At 46.5% G+C, this 16279-nt stretch carries 15 protein-coding genes; 11 read left to right on the forward strand and 4 right to left on the reverse strand.

The window, feature by feature from the left end; all coding sequences use genetic code 11:
- Position 1: 1 nt before the first annotated feature.
- Positions 2-1723 (reverse strand): tetratricopeptide repeat protein, encoded by a 1722-nt coding sequence (locus B0F88_RS05035; protein WP_308471994.1) that lies wholly within the window; start codon positions 1721-1723, stop codon positions 2-4.
- Between the two features lie 241 nt (positions 1724-1964).
- Between B0F88_RS05035 and hemA the strand changes: the two genes are divergently transcribed.
- The 11 genes from hemA (at position 1965) to B0F88_RS05090 (ending at position 12349) form a co-directional block, all read left to right on the forward strand.
- Positions 1965-3224, forward strand: coding sequence for a glutamyl-tRNA reductase (hemA, locus tag B0F88_RS05040; RefSeq protein WP_104422846.1), 1260 nt, complete (start codon positions 1965-1967; stop codon positions 3222-3224).
- Entirely contained in the window at positions 3221-4306 is a 1086-nt protein-coding gene (prfA, locus tag B0F88_RS05045) for a peptide chain release factor 1 (protein WP_104422847.1), read from the forward strand. Before hemA ends, prfA begins: the two co-directional genes overlap by 4 nt.
- 5 nt (positions 4307-4311) lie before the next feature.
- Positions 4312-5151, forward strand: coding sequence for a peptide chain release factor N(5)-glutamine methyltransferase (gene prmC / locus B0F88_RS05050; RefSeq protein ID WP_104422848.1), 840 nt, complete (start codon positions 4312-4314; stop codon positions 5149-5151).
- Between the two features lie 75 nt (positions 5152-5226).
- Positions 5227-5649 (forward strand): Mov34/MPN/PAD-1 family protein, encoded by a 423-nt coding sequence (locus tag B0F88_RS05055; protein WP_104422849.1) that lies wholly within the window; start codon positions 5227-5229, stop codon positions 5647-5649.
- A 182-nt stretch (positions 5650-5831) separates the two neighbouring features.
- Positions 5832-6731 (forward strand): hypothetical protein, encoded by a 900-nt coding sequence (locus B0F88_RS05060; RefSeq protein ID WP_146083316.1) that lies wholly within the window; start codon positions 5832-5834, stop codon positions 6729-6731.
- Complete coding sequence (locus B0F88_RS05065; protein ID WP_104422851.1) at positions 6728-7351, forward strand: PilN domain-containing protein; 624 nt, start codon at positions 6728-6730, stop codon at positions 7349-7351. The genes B0F88_RS05060 and B0F88_RS05065 overlap by 4 nt, the downstream gene beginning before the upstream one ends.
- Entirely contained in the window at positions 7341-7979 is a 639-nt protein-coding gene (locus B0F88_RS05070; RefSeq protein WP_104422852.1) for a hypothetical protein, read from the forward strand. Before B0F88_RS05065 ends, B0F88_RS05070 begins: the two co-directional genes overlap by 11 nt.
- A complete protein-coding gene (locus B0F88_RS05075; RefSeq protein ID WP_104422853.1) occupies positions 7972-8574 on the forward strand; it encodes a hypothetical protein in 603 nt (200 codons plus the stop codon). Before B0F88_RS05070 ends, B0F88_RS05075 begins: the two co-directional genes overlap by 8 nt.
- A gap of 19 nt (positions 8575-8593) precedes the next feature.
- Positions 8594-10264, forward strand: a complete 1671-nt coding sequence (locus tag B0F88_RS05080) for a secretin N-terminal domain-containing protein (RefSeq protein WP_104422854.1) — start codon at positions 8594-8596, stop codon at positions 10262-10264.
- Positions 10265-10370: 106 nt separating this feature from the next.
- Positions 10371-11285: an ExeA family protein gene (locus B0F88_RS05085; RefSeq protein WP_104422855.1), complete on the forward strand. Its 915-nt coding sequence runs from the start codon at positions 10371-10373 to the stop codon at positions 11283-11285.
- Entirely contained in the window at positions 11282-12349 is a 1068-nt protein-coding gene (locus tag B0F88_RS05090; RefSeq protein ID WP_104422856.1) for a tetratricopeptide repeat protein, read from the forward strand. The genes B0F88_RS05085 and B0F88_RS05090 overlap by 4 nt, the downstream gene beginning before the upstream one ends.
- Before the next feature lie 590 nt (positions 12350-12939).
- On the opposite strand, the gene B0F88_RS05100 is transcribed toward B0F88_RS05090, so the two are convergent.
- From B0F88_RS05100 to B0F88_RS05110, 3 genes are all read right to left on the reverse strand, one after another.
- Positions 12940-13926 (reverse strand): transaldolase, encoded by a 987-nt coding sequence (locus tag B0F88_RS05100; protein ID WP_104422858.1) that lies wholly within the window; start codon positions 13924-13926, stop codon positions 12940-12942.
- Positions 13927-14322: 396 nt separating this feature from the next.
- Entirely contained in the window at positions 14323-15462 is a 1140-nt protein-coding gene (locus B0F88_RS05105) for a hypothetical protein (protein ID WP_104422859.1), read from the reverse strand.
- A 3-nt stretch (positions 15463-15465) separates the two neighbouring features.
- Positions 15466-16152: a hypothetical protein gene (locus tag B0F88_RS05110; protein ID WP_104422860.1), complete on the reverse strand. Its 687-nt coding sequence runs from the start codon at positions 16150-16152 to the stop codon at positions 15466-15468.
- Between the last annotated feature and the right edge of the window lie 127 nt (positions 16153-16279).

A 16279-nucleotide genomic window follows, 5' to 3' on the forward strand; every position in this document is an offset into this window, starting at 1 on the left:
GCTATTTTTCGCCGCTCAATATTCTCTTTTGAAAATCCAATAAATATTCGTCTTCCGGCGCTTTTTTAATCGCCGCATTAAATATCTTTCTGGCTTCCTCCTTTCTACCCAAGCTCCACAACACCTCGGCAAGATGAGCGGCTATTTCACTCTCTTGTTGCTTTGCATAAGCCCTCTCAAGATAACCTAAGGCTTGTTCAAGTTTTCCCTGTTTAAATTGTAGCCAGCCAAAACTATCCATGATCACCGCTTCGTTCGGCTGTAATTTGAGCGCCTGTTGCAGATATTTTTCCGCCTCGGCATAACGATTGGCGTTACCCAGCAGACTATAGCCCAATGCGTTCAACGCCTCAGCGTCATCAGGATACTTGGCTAATATCTTTTTCAGATCAACTTCCAGCACATCCAACTTCTTAAGTCGTTCCGCCATCAGTGCTCGCGCATATAACAAATCCCTCTGTTCCGGTTGACCCGCCAACGCATCAGTCAACAGCCTAAAGCCCTTCTCATATTGACCTTGTTGACCATATAACCCAGCCTGCATCAAAACAATCCGCGGCCTTTGTTTTGGAAACCGAGCCGATAACAGATCCAACCGCGAATCGGCCTCATCAAATTTCTTGTCTTTTACCAGCAATGAAACCGCTGAAATTGCCGACTCAAAAACAAACGGCCCGTCCGCCACCTTATCAAACCACGCCAAGGCCTGTTGCACATGCCCACGTTTTTCCTCTATTTTCCCCAAATAAAAGCTGGCCTGATTTTGCCATTCGGGTTGATCGAGCAGTCGGTTAAAGATGTCCTCCGCCTTCCCGTCGCGTTCCAACTGCAAATGCACCAATGCCAGCGAAATCTGACTCTCTCCGTCTTTTGGATTAGCCAGAACAATGCTTTGATAAACCTCACCCGCCGCCTCATATTCCGCCGACTTTATTAACACCTGCGCCAGCAGCTTTTTAAGCTTGTCATTTTCAGGATATTTAACCGACGCATTTCTTAACAAAATTTTTGCTTTGTTCAAATCTCCCGAAAATACCGCTATCTGGGCCTGAAATATTAATGCCTTATCCCAGTCCGGTTGAATATCCAAAGCCTGCTGAACTTTATTTTCAGCCATAGCATTATTTTTCATTTCCATTGCCAGCAATGCCTGCACAAAATAGACCGCTGCCTGCTTAGGATTTTTCACTGCCACCGCATCCAATGCATCATAAAAAAAATCCGACTTACCATCTCTTTGCAGAACATTGGCTAATTCCATTGCCGTTTTTTCAAATCCGGCAGGATCAACTCTCAACATCGCGTTCAAATGATCAACTGCCGCCGATTTATTACCGGTTCGCAATGCCGACAATGCGGCAATTTTTCTTGCCATCAGATTATTGGGATCTTGCTTCAACCATAAAGAAACAGCCTCATCCGTCTTACCGCCATCTTTCATATACATAGCGATCTTTGCAGCCCTTTCTGCAAACCGGGGATCGTTAACACGCTTGGCCGCTTCCATATAACCTTCCAGAGCAATTGCATATTGCCCTCTTTGCCCCGCAAGCTCCGCCGCCATCAGCATATACATCACATCAGGATCTATCGCCGTCTTCGCTTCGCTTTGTCGCACTTTTTCCTTGGGCTCTGCTATTTTTACAGGCTCAACTACCTCCTCCTGCGCACCCGGTTTTTCGGGCGAACTGGCGCAACCATTAAGAAAAACAAGGATTGCCACTGAAATCAATCTAAAAATTAACACACAATCGTCCTATTTATTTCCTACATATATTTTGCTATAGATTAGCAGAAAAACCAGTTGAGTCAGTCAGCTGATTTATTCGATTTGGATAAAGCCATTATATTTCTTAGAATACACTCACATAATACAGACGTTAAGGCTCAAGGTAAAAGGTTCGCAATTTAAAAAACCGGCCTTACACATTGATCCTTGAACCTTCCACCCTGAACTTAAATACATGACACTTCTTGCAGTTGGAATTAATTACAACACCGCGCCGGTTTCGATCCGCGAGCGCTTGTCGTTCCCTGCCGAAATCCTGGAAACCTCGTTGCAGGAGTTGTGGCGCATTAAAGAAATCAGCGAAGCCGCGATACTGTCGACCTGCAACCGCACCGAGTTTTACTGCACTTCAACAACGGCCAACAAACAAATCCTGATTGACTGGGTAGCGCAAAGCAAACAAATAAGCGCCGCCGATTTTACGCCTTATCTGTACTGTCATACCGATAGCGAGCTGATCCGTCACATGTTCCGTGTAGCTTGCGGCCTGGACTCGATGATCCTGGGCGAGCCGCAAATTCTAGGGCAAATGAAAACGGCTTATCAGGCCGCCTATGAAGCGGGGACTTTAGGCAAACGCCTAGGCAAACTGTTTCAGCATACCTTTACTGCCGCCAAAAAAGTACGCACCGACACCGCGATCGGCTCCAGCCCGGTATCGGTAGCCTTTGCCGCCGTGCAACTGGCGCAACAAATCTTCGACAAACTCAGCGAACAAACCGCCCTTCTAATAGGCGCCGGCGAAACCATAGAACTGGCTGCCCGGCATTTGTCGCAACAAGGGATAGGCCGCATCATTATCGCCAACCGCACCTATGATAAAGCTCACTCACTGGCCATGCAGTTTAACGGCTATGCGATCGCCTTATCCGAATTGCCCGCGCATCTGGCCGAAGCCGACATCGTTATCTCGTCTACCGCCAGCCAACTACCGATACTCGGCAAAGGCCGTGTCGAAAGCGCGCTCAAAAAACGCAAACACAAACCGATGTTCATGGTAGACCTTGCGGTGCCTCGCGATATTGAAGCGGAAGTCGAGCAGCTCCGGGATGTGTATCTTTACACCATCGACGACCTGCAAAACACCATCGATCAAAACATGAATTCCCGCCGCCTGGCCGCAGAACAGGCCGAGGAAATAATCGACACGCAAGTGGATTATTTCTTAGCCTGGCTGCGCGCTCAGGGCGCTCAATCGACCATTCAGGATTATCGCCATCAGGCCGAACAAACCCGGGATGAAGCCCTGCAGAAAGCCTTAAGCCTGCTAAAAAGCGGCATTCCAGCCGAACAAGCCCTTAACCGTCTAGCCCACAGCCTGACCAACAAACTCATCCATACGCCCAGCACCCAAATCAGGGCCGCCGCCGAAAACGAACGCCACGACTTGATTGCCGCCGCCCGCGAAATTTTTAAATTATCCAACTCTCAATGAAACAATCCATACAACACAAACTCGAAAACCTGTGCGAACGCTATGACGAAATTGCCGCCTTACTTTCCGAACCCGAGGTGCAAGGTAATCAAAACAAATTCCGCTCTTTAAGCCAGGAATACGCTCAGATCAACCCGCTGGTCGATTGCTACAAGCGTTACCAACAAACCCTGGAAAACCTGGCTTCAGCCAAAGAAATGGCCAACGACAGCGACCCGGAATTAAGGGAAATGGCCAAAGAAGAAGTCAGTGACGCCCAAATCCAGCTGGACGCAATCGAGCATGAATTGCAAGTGTTGTTACTGCCCAAAGACCCCAACGATAATCGCAACATCTTTATCGAAATCCGCGCCGGAACAGGCGGCGACGAAGCGGCTATTTTCTCCGGCGATCTTGCCCGCATGTATCAGCGCTATGCCGAACGCAAAGGCTGGCAAACTGAAATGATCAGCGAAAGCCCCGGCGACCACGGCGGTTACAAAGAAGTCATCCTCCGCGTTACCGGCAAGGACGTTTATTCCCAGTTAAAGTTCGAATCCGGCGCGCACCGTGTGCAACGCGTGCCCGAAACCGAGTCGCAAGGCCGTATCCACACCTCGGCCTGCACCGTCGCTATCATGCCGGAAGTCGAAGAAGTCGATGCGATCGACATCAACCCCGCCGACCTTAAAGTCGATACCTTCCGTTCATCGGGAGCGGGCGGTCAACACATCAACAAAACGGAATCGGCGATACGCATTACCCACATCCCGACCGGCGTTGTCGTCGAATGCCAGGACGAGCGCTCGCAACACAAAAACCGCGCCCGAGCCATGTCCTTATTGGCATCACGCCTGTTATCCGCCGAACAGGAAAAACACCAAGCGGAACAATCGGCCACCCGCAAACTGCAAGTCGGCAGCGGCGACCGTTCCGAGCGCATCCGCACCTACAACTATCCGCAAGGACGCTTAACCGATCACCGCATCAACCTGACCTTGTATAAACTGGACGACATCATGCAGGGCGGACTGGAGCAGGTCATTATGCCGCTGATCAGCGAACACCAGGCCGAATTGTTGACCCAATTGGGCGAAGACTAAGTTAAATGCACAGCATTAAATCCGTACTCCGCGACGCTGCCGACTCGTTAGCCTTAATCTCCGGCTCAGCCTTGTTGGATGCAGAAATTTTGCTATGCCAAGCGCTTAATCAGTCGCGCTCCCATCTTCGCGCATGGCCGGACAAACAACTACAACCCGAGCAAATAAAGGCTTTTAAGGCGTTGCTTGCACAACGCCGACAAGGAACACCCATCGCCTATATCACCGGCAACCGGGAATTCTGGTCGCGGGATTTCCAGGTCAGCCCTGACGTATTGATTCCGAGACCCGACACAGAACTGCTGATCGAGCTCAGCTTAAAATTGATCCCGGCAGATGAACCCGTCAAGGTCATCGATCTGGGTACCGGTTCAGGCATTATTGCCATTACCTTGGCCGCCGAACGACCGCATGCGCACATCAGCGCCACCGATTTTAGTTTAGCCGCATTACGCATCGCCCAAGTCAATGCCGAGAAGCACCGTATCAACAACATCCAGTTTTACCATAGCAACTGGTTTGCCGACGTACCCGACACCCAATTTGACTTGATTATCAGCAATCCGCCTTATATCGCGGAAGATGACGTCCATCTGCAACAAGGCGATGTCCGGTTCGAACCGCAATCCGCGTTATCCGCACCGGAACAAGGACTTGCCGATATCAGAACCATAGCCGGGGCTGCCCGCAACTATCTGAAACCCGGCGGCCACTTGCTGATTGAACATGGCTACAATCAGCAACAACAAGCTCAGACTCTGTTTAAAGATTTGCATTATGATAATGTACAAACCTACAAAGATTTATCAGGGCAACCGCGGGTAACCCATGGACAATGGAATTAATGCAGGGTCATTCCGTAGCCATCGAGTTAATACAACACCGCCTCACACAGATTTACCAAACCGAGACCTAAGATTATGCCCCAAGAACACATCCAAATTCCCCGCAAAATAACCAATCAACTGCTGCATCTTGCGCAAATCTCGCCGGATTTTGAAGTATGCGGACTTATCGGCAGCAAGAACGGCCTGCCGAGCGGCTGTTATCCGATCAAAAATACCGCCGAACATCCTCAACAGCGATTCCAGCTTGATCCCGCCCAGCAAATTTCCGCTATGGCTAAAATGCGTGACCAGGGAGAAGAGTTATTTGCGATCTATCATTCCCATCCGACTGCACCGGCTACGCCCTCGCTTACCGATTTAGAGCAGGCATCTTACCCTGAAGCGCTTTACCTGATTATTTCACTAAACACCAAAGGTGTTTTAGAAATGCGCGGTTTTAAGATAGACCATAAATCGGCCCAGGAATTAACACTGTCTTTGACCGAGAATATGTAGTCTTTTACTGACAATAAGACTGCCGACTTAAAAATAAAATAAGAAATATCCGCTAATTTTCTGTAAACTGTGAGGTTAATAACATTTTGCCCATAAATCGATTTGGATCCACTATCGTGCAACTGTTAAAACAGCTCTTTAGAAAAAAAACTGTTTGCAAAGGCATTGTTGGCGTCAGTTTTTTGCAGAACAGCATTGCAGTTGCTATATCGAAGTTCACAGAAAACAATGAACTAACGCTTATACACTGCGAATGCATTGATACTGGAAAACCGATAGATCAACAACACATGCTCGGTGAACTTGCGCGCCAATATAATCTTGCCGAATATGATTGCCATCTGGTATTGACCAGTGATAACTACCGCCGTGTCAACGTTGAAGCCCCCACAGTCGACGAAAGCGAAATCATCGAGGCCATACGCTGGAAAATAAATGAACTTATTGATTTTCCCGTTGATAAAGCCGTCATCGATTACTACCAGACTCCCACGCCCATTCGCGCTAACAGCAGTAAAATACTGGAAGTCATTGCCGGGCCTATTGACATCATCAGGGAACAGGTCAAAAAATGTGCCGACGCCGGCCTGCAACTCAAGGTCATTGATATTCAGGAAACAACCCTGCGTAACTTAGCCGTACAGCTGCCGGAAAATCAACGAGGCATTGCCCTTTTATACCTGCTGGAATTTTCCGGAACCCTGCTGATACAAAAAGAAACGACTATTTATGTCTCCCGTAAATTTGAAATCGGTTATAAAAAACTGCAATTAGATGATCAATTTTCCAGTGATAGCCCGAGCGCAAATGTGCATAACAATCTGGCTCTGGAAATCCAGCGGTCGCTGGATTATGTAGAAAGTTACTACGGAATTCCGCCTATTTCAGTTTTAGCGGTCATTCCTTTGGCAGAAAACACGCATAACTTGCTCGACAGCCTGAGCCGCAACCTTGGCATTGAAGCCCGCATGTTAGACCTGTCCACCATGATCGATTGCGACATTTTAGTCGATGCACAAACTCAATCGCTTTGCGCTCCAGTTATCGGGGCAACATTACGTTATTCATTAGAAGCAGCATGATACAGCAAGTCAATTTATATCAGGACATCCTTAGACAAGAACAGAACAAATCCGGTATTAACCCGTATTGGCTTGGCCTGTCGGGTATAGCCTTGCTGTTTATAGGTTTCAGCGCACATACAATCTGGAATTTAAAAAACATGGAGACTCAAGTACGACAATCCCACCAAAACCTGGAAGCGGAACTAGCACGGGTCAATCTCCTCTCCGCCCATATCCCCAAGCAGGAAGTCGACACACAACTTAGCGCGGAAGTCGCGCAATGGCAAACCATGCTCGACGAAATCACGCAAACCATGCAACTGTTGACAGACAAGCACGCGGATCAATCCCCCGGATTTTCAAGCTATTTTCAGGGGCTGGCCAATCAGTCGATTCCTGAGGTATGGTTGAGTTCGCTGTATCTTGATGGGCAAAAGCAGATTATCAACATTGAAGGCAGCACCTTTAACCCCGAAAAAATCCCTTTTTTTCTACAACAGCTGCAAAAAGAACCTATATTTAACGGACACACTTTCGCCAAACTGAGTATGCAAAAATCAGAGTCCGTAGAAGGCCAAATGGATTTTAAGCTAAGCACGTCTTGGGAAGCCCCGAATAAAAAAGACCATGCTCAATAATCTTCAAGAAAAATTTGAAGCCCTGACCCAACGGGAAAAAATCATTGTTATCGCCGCTATATTAATCGGCATATGGGTCGGATGGGACAATTTTTTCTATCAACCGAGCCAAAAAAAGCAACAGACACTTGACAAAGAACTAACCAGCCTAAAACAACAGATAACCGAACAGCAACTGACAATAATCAAACTTGAAAGCGGCTCCCATATCGACCCTAACCTTAATAACCGGAACAAACTGGCCGAACTCAAGGCCGAATACAACCGTTTGCAGGAACTTATGCTACAGGGCAGCAAAAGCTTTGTCCCTCCGCATTTAATGGCCTCCGCATTAAGCGATATTCTCACCAAGAATAATCAGCTAACCTTGATAAAGCTGGACACGTTGCCGGTAACCACCTTGCTGGAATCCAAGCAGCCGCAACGACTTCCAATATACAAACACGGGCTGGCAATCACTTTTTTCGGCAGTTATTTAGACACGCTCAATTACTTAGCAGCACTGGAGTCACTACCTTGGCACTTTATCTGGGAAAGCATCGACTACCGGGTGGTAGAACATCCAACCGCGGAGACTACAATTAAAGCGTACACGCTCAGTTTTAAGGAGAGCTGGCTGGGTGTTTAAAATAATATTGCTTATTTGGCTTGCTTCTACGCCATGCCATGCGGAATTCCGTGATCCGACGCAGCCGGGCTATCCCGTTCCGACCACGGCCGCCGATGTTGTGGCGACCGACAAGGAATTAGTCTTATCGGCGATCTTAATTTCGTCAAAATCCAAACGGGCAACGATTAACGGCATCTCGGTCAAACAAGGCGAAACCGTCGAAATCAAACAAGCTCCGCCGGTAACGCCTGAACCGACAGTTCCGACAACTACCGCCGGCGCCGGGGTCAACCCAAATGATCTGCTCAATAAAGTAGCCGAATTTACGAGCGCGGAAGCGAATCGCTTATCACCGGGAAACGTATTAGCCCCCCTGATGTCGGCAGTAACCGGGGGCAGTAATATTACCCAACTTCTGGAATCAGGTTCCATGAACACGACCGCCAATGCCCCAGAACAAACGAAAACCGATCAACGGCCGAAAATCCCCCATCTTCTGACACGTCCGATGACTATTAAAGTTATCAGCATTCAGAAAAATTCGGTCATCATTGAGCAAAACGGCGAACGTAGGACCTTGCAATTGGTGCAACGTCCATACAAAACACAATAAATACCCAATACACACTAAAATGAATACCCCCCATTCCTTCATTACCATGACACTGACATTGCTATTGGTATCCTGCGCCACCCTCCATCCCCAAAAGTCATCGAATATTGCCGATACCTTTTCCGATGCATCATCCCGACCCCATAGCAATGCTCAAACACCGGCCGCCGTTACCGATGCCCTGGTTCCTGATTTCAATCAAACGCTGTCCGCATCACAAAGCACGACACAGCAAGCACGTCTCAATATTTCGGTTAATGAGGCTGATGCCCGTGAATTTTTTATGGGGCTGGTGGTAGATAGCGAAGAAAACATGCTGGTCCATCCCGAGGTAACCGGCACTATTTCGCTGGATCTAAAAAACGTAACCATTCCCCAGGTTCTTGACGCCGTGCAAAAACTCTATGGTTATGATTACAAAAAAAACGATATGGGTTACATCATCTACCCTGCAACCTTGCAGACTAAAACCTTTAAAATAGACCGGCTGGATTTGCTCAGGATAGGTAACTCAAATACCAGCGTATCGTCCGGCAGACAAGGCGGTCAAAGCGGCAACCCACAGGGAAGCGGCAGCTCGCAAGGAAGCGGCTCACAGGGAGGGAGTGGCGGCGGCAGCGGTGGCGGCCAGCAAGGAAGCAATCCCCAGGGAAACAACCCGCAGGGAACCGCCACCGGTTCTTCAAGCAGTTCCGTGCGCACTATTACAAAAACAGACTTCTGGCAAGAACTGAAAGATACTTTAAACCACATTATTGCCGTCGATCCACAAGCGACAGTCGATATTAACCAGCAATCAGGTATTGTGATTGTCCGCGCAAAACCCATGCAGCTACGTGAAATAGAAAGCTTCCTATCTGATACCCAGTCCCAAATCAGCCGGCAGGTCATCCTTGAGGCTAAAATACTGGAAGTCGACCTTGACGATAGTCACCAGGATGGCGTCAACTGGGAAAGCATCGTCAAAGAAGGCATCAACAAAGCGCCACTGTTAACGGGCGTTGGTGCGATGAATCCAGCTACATTTACTTCTATTTTTACCTTGGGGGCCAACTCCGGTGATTTTCGCGCCTTTGTCGAACTGATGGAAAGCCAAGGAAAAACCAATGTGTTGTCCAGCCCGAGGATTTCGACTTTGAATAACCAGACAGCCATCATTAAAGTTGGAGCGGACGAATATTTCGCTACCGGTTTTACCGGTGGAACGCCAGGCACATCGACCACTGCCTCCACCGGACCGACTATCCTTATCGATGTTTTCTTTTCCGGCATATCGCTAGCTGTTACGCCCCAAATCGATGACAATGATGATATTACCCTGCATATCCACCCTTCGATTAGCCAAGTAAAAAAAGATACCAAGGATTTCGGTCTTGACATAACTTTACCGCTGGCATTAACCACGGTCAGGGAATCGGACAGCATAGTCAAGGCCAAAAACGGTCAAATAATTGTTCTGGGCGGCCTGATGCAGGAGACTGATACTGAAAACAAACAAGGTATTACCGGGTTGGCAGGAATTCCGTATATCGGCAATCTATTTAGAATCAACACTGGTGAAACCAAAAAATCCGAATTGATTATATTGCTTAAAGCCACATTTATCGGCAGCGATGCCGACTGGCAAAATGACATAAATTCCAGTAAACGACGCTTCGAAAAACTTGATTCCCAGCCCCGCTGGAAATAATTTGCAAAAGTCCGGCTACGACCGCAAAATCTGTATTGCCGACAAAAGCACGCGCGTAGTTGCGATAATAGCAACATCATCATGAAAAACACTTTTGAAGTTATTTATGTATAAAACACACTTTGGTCTCAATGCTCAGCCATTCGGTTTAACACCCGACACCCAGTTTTTTTGTGACCTGCCCTCTCATTTAGAAGCACTCAACGTATTACTGATTGCTCTACACAACGGGGAAGGATTTATCAAAATTACCGGTGACGTCGGTACCGGCAAAACCATGCTGTGCAGAAAATTGCTGAATGAATTACCGGAACCTTTCGAAACGGCGTATATTCCTAACCCCCGCCTGCCGCCAGTGGGTCTGCTGATGGCAATTGCCAATGAAATGGGTATTGAATACCCCCGTCATACCGGACAAAACGGCCTGATGAATCTGATTAACGATTTTCTAATCAATAGCGCCGCTAACGGAAAAAAACCGGTATTGATTATCGATGAAGCCCAGTCCATGTCGATTGAAACATTAGAAACGTTGCGACTTATCACCAATCTGGAAACCGAAAAACAAAAACTTTTGCAAATTGTGTTATTTGGCCAGCCTGAACTTGATGAGCAACTGCGCGACAAAGCTATCCGGCAACTCAGGCAGCGCATTACCTTTAGTTACATGCTTAAACCGCTCACGCAGCAAAATGTTGCCGATTACATTAAACACCGGCTACGCATCGCCGGCATGGGCAGTTTAAACATCTTCTCCAGATTGGCCATTAAAGCCATGCATCGCTATAGTCGCGGCATTCCCAGACTGATTAATATATTAGCCAATAAAGCGATGCTCGCGGCTTATGGCAAAGGCCTCTCGTCAATTGGCGTAAAGCAGGTTTATCTGGCCGCACTGGATACCGAGGACGCTGACACCAAACTTAGTTTCTTGGACGCCCGCAAACGCTACTTGCTACTGCTGTTACTCGCAATTGTTGCCAGCCTTTATCTGTGGTTGACCAGTAAAGTTATATTATGAGTCTGATCAACCAAATGTTACGCGATCTTGAAAATCGCAACACAATTAATAATACTCCCCCGACTCTGCAACATAATATTCAGGTAACACACGCTCCATCGTCAAAACGCCCTTTCTTGATCTGGACTTTATTGGCTATTATTGCGACAGGCGGCACTTATTGGGCTTATCTACACAGCAATACACTGACTAAAACACCCCCAGTAATCATTGCGGAAAACAATCAAAAAGATCCCACACCTATTGCTCCCTATGAACAGGTACTGGCTACACCAAACGCCGTATCCGACACTGTACCCCAAATCGAACCGAAACTACCGGAAAATAATGCGGCAACTCAGCCGGTTCCGACAATCCAACCCACACCAGCACTGCAACCTCCGCCGCCAGCTCAACCGACTCCAGCAGCACCCAGTCAAGCCGCGCCAGAAACTATTCCTGCCCAACCTATTAAAAATACTCCCATTCCTCCTAAACCGGCCCTGATCAAACAAATAACCGATAAACAACAGGCCGATTTACTTTATCGCCAGGCAGAAAATAGTTTTGATGACTATTCAACGATCAACAAACTGGAAGAAATCCTTAAGCTCGATCCGCGACACCTTAAGGCTCGATTATTACTGGCTAAAAAACTGCATAATCAGGGACAAATTAATAAAACAGCCGATTTCCTGGATCAAAGTCTGATTTTATTTCCTGACAACCTGCAATTTATCAACACCCGCGCACAGCTATTCCTTCAACAAAAAAATCCAGGCAGTGCACTTAAAACACTTCAGCGCATTGATTTAACAAGCGATTCTAATGACGAAACCTATTTATCCCTATTGGCGGCATCCTATCAGCAACTGCAATCATTTAATAACGCAGCTAAAACTTATCAAAGACTAATAACGATCAACCCGGAAAAAGCCGAAAACTGGCTAGGCCTTGCTCTATCCCAAGAAAAACTCGGCAATTCAAGAATTGCCCGCGAGGCCTATCAGCAAGCGCTCAGTAAAAACACTTTGAAAGAATCCATTGCGAACTATATCAAGCAGCGGTTAATTGAGCTCAGGTAGCCCAATTTGGAGTAAGCAAGTGTAAATTTTGTTTCAACGATATTTAGCAGGAGACAGCCGCAGCTTAACAAGATTGAAGAAGCCAAAATCAAACTGAATGGAAATTCCTCCATCGTCTAATGACGCAGCCGAAGCGGAAAAGGCAGTGTTTCCCAGCGATGAGGAAGCGCTGGAGTTGTTTTACTTGACGCTGAAGAATATCAGCCGAGAATGAACGATGTTACCGCACTAAAGAACTGGAAACGTTCTAAACCGGTTTTAATATTATGTTCGAGAATCGTACCTATCCGATACTTGGGAAATTTGTTTGCAGATAATCCGGAAGACTATCGAATAATCAATCATCTACGCATGAACATCGTTGATAAAACCTTAGGCCTATACGTCTACCAACAATTCATCATTTATTTTGTTAAATATAAAGCCATTTCCAGCATAACGGGGTACTGTCGGCGTTTGTACCTCTATAGAATAGGCAAGTTTTTAATCTTTTAGAAAAAAGCAGCATGTAACATGTCGTAACAAGATTAGCATGCCGCCTTGCTCTGATACTTAAATACAGACAATCATCTCCGCATTTAAAATGCGTTTTACCCTTCCAAACTCGCCAAGCGTGCTGCGAGAAATTCTTCTAACGACTCTAACGCCTTGGTAAATCCATCAATACCTTCTGCAAGTTTCTCAGAAGCCATACGATTTTCAGCATGCATTCTATCGAAAGTCGCCTTATCAATAGTCAGTTTTTCAATTGAAGCGTTAGCCGCGTCTTTAGGATCCAGCTTACGCTCCAAATTGCCTTCGGTAGACTGAAGTTCAGCCAATAGGGATGGGGCAATAGTCAATAAATCACACCCCGCTAACTCAACAATCTCGCCAATATTACGGAAGCTAGCTCCCATAACTTCGGTTTTATAGCCGAATTTTTTGTAGTAGTTATAAACTTCCGTGACTGACAGGACACCTGGATCTTCAGCAGGCGCATAAGAATCCCGGCCGGTATCTTTTTTGTACCAATCCAGGATACGGCCAACAAAGGGTGAAATCAGGGTAATTCCGTTCTCCGCACAAGCAATCGCTTGATGCAGGCCAAATAATAAAGTCAGGTTGGTATGAATGCCTTCCTTTTCAAGAACTGCAGCAGCCTGTATACCTTCCCAAGTCGCAGCAATTTTGATTAGAACGCGTTCGCGCGAGACTCCTAAGGCTTCGTACATAGCGATCAATTCACGGCCAACACGGACGCTGGCATCGGTGTCGTATGAAAGTCGAGCATCTACCTCAGTTGAAACCCGCCCTGGAATGACTTCAAGGATCTTCTTTCCAAAAGAAACGGCTAGGCGTTCAAAAGCGAGGGTAGCTACTTGCGCAGCAGATGCATCTTTACCCAAAGTCTCTCTTGCACCTGTCAATGTGTCGTCGACGATTCCTTGATACTGCGGCATTTGAGCAGCCGCTGTAATCAACGAAGGATTAGTTGTCGCATCGCGTGGTTTGAAAGTTTCAATAGCCTGAATATCACCAGTATCGGCTACAACCACCGTCATTTCTCTCAATTGTTCGAGTAAAGTCTTGGCCATTAGGGGCTCCTTTTATTTTAAAATTAAAAAACAGAACATACACTCGTCATATTCAATACATTCAGAATATAGACGCATGTCATCCAATATAATTACAGGGCGGGATTATACCGTAGTGACAAGAGTTCACCATCAAAATGGAAACATCAATACTATGCCCAATTTGAGGTGAACTTTTATTTTTAATGAGTAATTTTCGCAGAGCTCCAAAATTGAATTCATCTCATTTTGGAGCTAATTATCGATGCCGCCAGCGAATCCATCCGTACAACATTATCGGAACCCGGTAGATAAATTATAACTAGCGCTTGAACACAACCCTGAATGACTATTTTAGTTGCAAACCTGCCGAGTCACGCTTGACCAAGACACCAACACTTTACCGAGAACGCTCAACTACACCTTTTCCTGATTTGCTCTTGCAGCAATTATTTGTCTGACCATATATTTAGAGACACCACTTGCAATCGGTAATACAGACTGTCTTTCCAGATATTTTGCAACCCCGCTTGCTTTAGGCATTTTTCTTGCCGCCATTGCTTCTCTTTCAACATACTTGGCAACTCGACTCACAATCGGCACCGCTTTTGCATTTCTTGCTTGGTTTGCAATGTACTTTTCAACGCTACTTAAAACAGGGACTTCTTTTCTAGATAAAATTTGTTTTGCCACATACTTTGAAACACCGCTTACCGGTGGTTTTTTATTCGCCAAAATTGCTTGCTCTTCCAAATATCTAGCCACACCAGTTGCTGCGGCAGCGGCAGCTTCCCTTTCCTTTGCTTTTTCCATCTCTTTTTCTATAGCTAACAATCGCTGTTTTTCTTTTTCTTTTTCTTGCTCTATAGCGACTATGCGCTGTTCTTCCAAGTATCTGGCGACTATTGCAGCAGCAGCAGCTTTTCTCGCCGCGATAGATTCGTCTTCCAAGTATTTAGCAACACCAGTTGCGGCTGTGCTTTTGGCAGATATAGATCGCTTAATTAAATACTTAGAAACACCGCTCATACCCGGCATTTTATCTTTATTTTCCAAATACTTAGCAACGCCGCTTGTCAAGGGCGTTTTGTTGGTAACATCCGTATGTTTAGCCATATACTTGGCAACACCGCTTATTTTCGGCGCTTTTTTTGCGAGTATAGCCTGTCTCGCCATGTACTTGGCCACAGTGCTTACAGGAAACTGTTCCAGTCTAGCCAAATATCTGGCAACACTGCTCGGGGATACAACTTCTTCCTGTGTTTCAAGATTCTGATCAACTTCATTTGCTATTGCTTCCAACACACCTCCCTGTGCTATTTCCTGACTATCTAAGTCACCAGCAACTACATTTGCTGGTGACAACTCTTCCATGTTTTTCAGATATCTAGCAACTCCGCTTAACACCGGCACAATTTCTTGGCTTTTCAAATACCTAGCAACCCCAGTAAGTCCACTAGGATCACTAATATACACGCGGGCACTGGGCAGGGACTCATTTTTCTTTTTGTTCCCAAATAACCCAGACACTAAATCGATCAAGTAATTTTGATCCACTTATCACCCCCGGTTGCGCATGTACTTTTCAACTCCAGTTCCCGCTTGTTCTGCTTTTTCTTTTGCAGATGTAGCCTGCTTCTCCAGATACTTTTCAACTCCACTTACAGCCGCAGCGGCTGTTTCTTTTTCAACCACGACTTGGCTTTCCAAATATCTTGCAACGCCAGTGGCGGCAATCATATTATGCTTTCTCAAGTATCGAGCAACCCCTGAAAGCCCGCTAACATGTCCAGAATAAACTGGAGAATGGCTAACTGTAGCTTTTTTCTCGCGTTTTCCTAGGAAGATATATCCAACCACTGCAAAAACAACCAACCCCAACAGGTAACTCATCTTGGAGTCTTGTTCGGCTTTTAACGGCGCGCTTACTGCTGTTGAATCCGCTGCTGTAGCGCGTTCGGTTATAGGCGATGTTTCCGGAAGCTGACTTGGCTTATAGCCAGCATCCTTATATAAGACTTTGGGTTCAAAGTCCGCCGCCGGATATTTTGAATCGGACTCAGCCGATGTTTCTTCCTTAACTGCCGCCGCAGGCGCAGGCGTAGACTTGGTTTGGCTGTATGCCGGATCTTGGTAAATCACTTTTGGTTTGAAATCTGCTGCCGGATATTCCGTTTCCGCTCCTACGATAGGACTGGCTAATAACAGCGTAGCAACTAAACCATTCGTCAAATTATTTATTTTCACGCGTGTATCCCCCTCTCTGCATTGTTTTTGGAATAGCCATATCTGCGTTGTACCTTTGACTTATCGATGAATTAGCACTCAATTCAATCATTTCTAAGTCTACTCAATGAGTAACAACCAACACAGA

This window comes from Methylobacter tundripaludum (genome assembly GCF_002934365.1).
In the GTDB taxonomy this organism is placed as follows: domain Bacteria; phylum Pseudomonadota; class Gammaproteobacteria; order Methylococcales; family Methylomonadaceae; genus Methylobacter_A; species Methylobacter_A tundripaludum_A.

What these genes read in the sequence shown, in the direction of transcription:
- prfA (WP_104422847.1), top strand. Translation starts at nt 3,221, where the DNA reads ATGAAACAATCCATACAACACAAACTCGAAAACCTGTGCGAACGCTAT.
- B0F88_RS05090 (WP_104422856.1), top strand. Translation starts at nt 11,282, where the DNA reads ATGAGTCTGATCAACCAAATGTTACGCGATCTTGAAAATCGCAACACA.
- hemA (WP_104422846.1), top strand. Translation starts at nt 1,965, where the DNA reads ATGACACTTCTTGCAGTTGGAATTAATTACAACACCGCGCCGGTTTCG.
- prmC (WP_104422848.1), top strand. Translation starts at nt 4,312, where the DNA reads ATGCACAGCATTAAATCCGTACTCCGCGACGCTGCCGACTCGTTAGCC.
- B0F88_RS05085 (WP_104422855.1), top strand. Translation starts at nt 10,371, where the DNA reads ATGTATAAAACACACTTTGGTCTCAATGCTCAGCCATTCGGTTTAACA.
- B0F88_RS05070 (WP_104422852.1), top strand. Translation starts at nt 7,341, where the DNA reads ATGCTCAATAATCTTCAAGAAAAATTTGAAGCCCTGACCCAACGGGAA.
- B0F88_RS05065 (WP_104422851.1), top strand. Translation starts at nt 6,728, where the DNA reads ATGATACAGCAAGTCAATTTATATCAGGACATCCTTAGACAAGAACAG.
- B0F88_RS05055 (WP_104422849.1), top strand. Translation starts at nt 5,227, where the DNA reads ATGCCCCAAGAACACATCCAAATTCCCCGCAAAATAACCAATCAACTG.
- B0F88_RS05080 (WP_104422854.1), top strand. Translation starts at nt 8,594, where the DNA reads ATGAATACCCCCCATTCCTTCATTACCATGACACTGACATTGCTATTG.
- B0F88_RS05100 (WP_104422858.1), bottom strand. Translation starts at nt 13,926, where the DNA reads ATGGCCAAGACTTTACTCGAACAATTGAGAGAAATGACGGTGGTTGTA.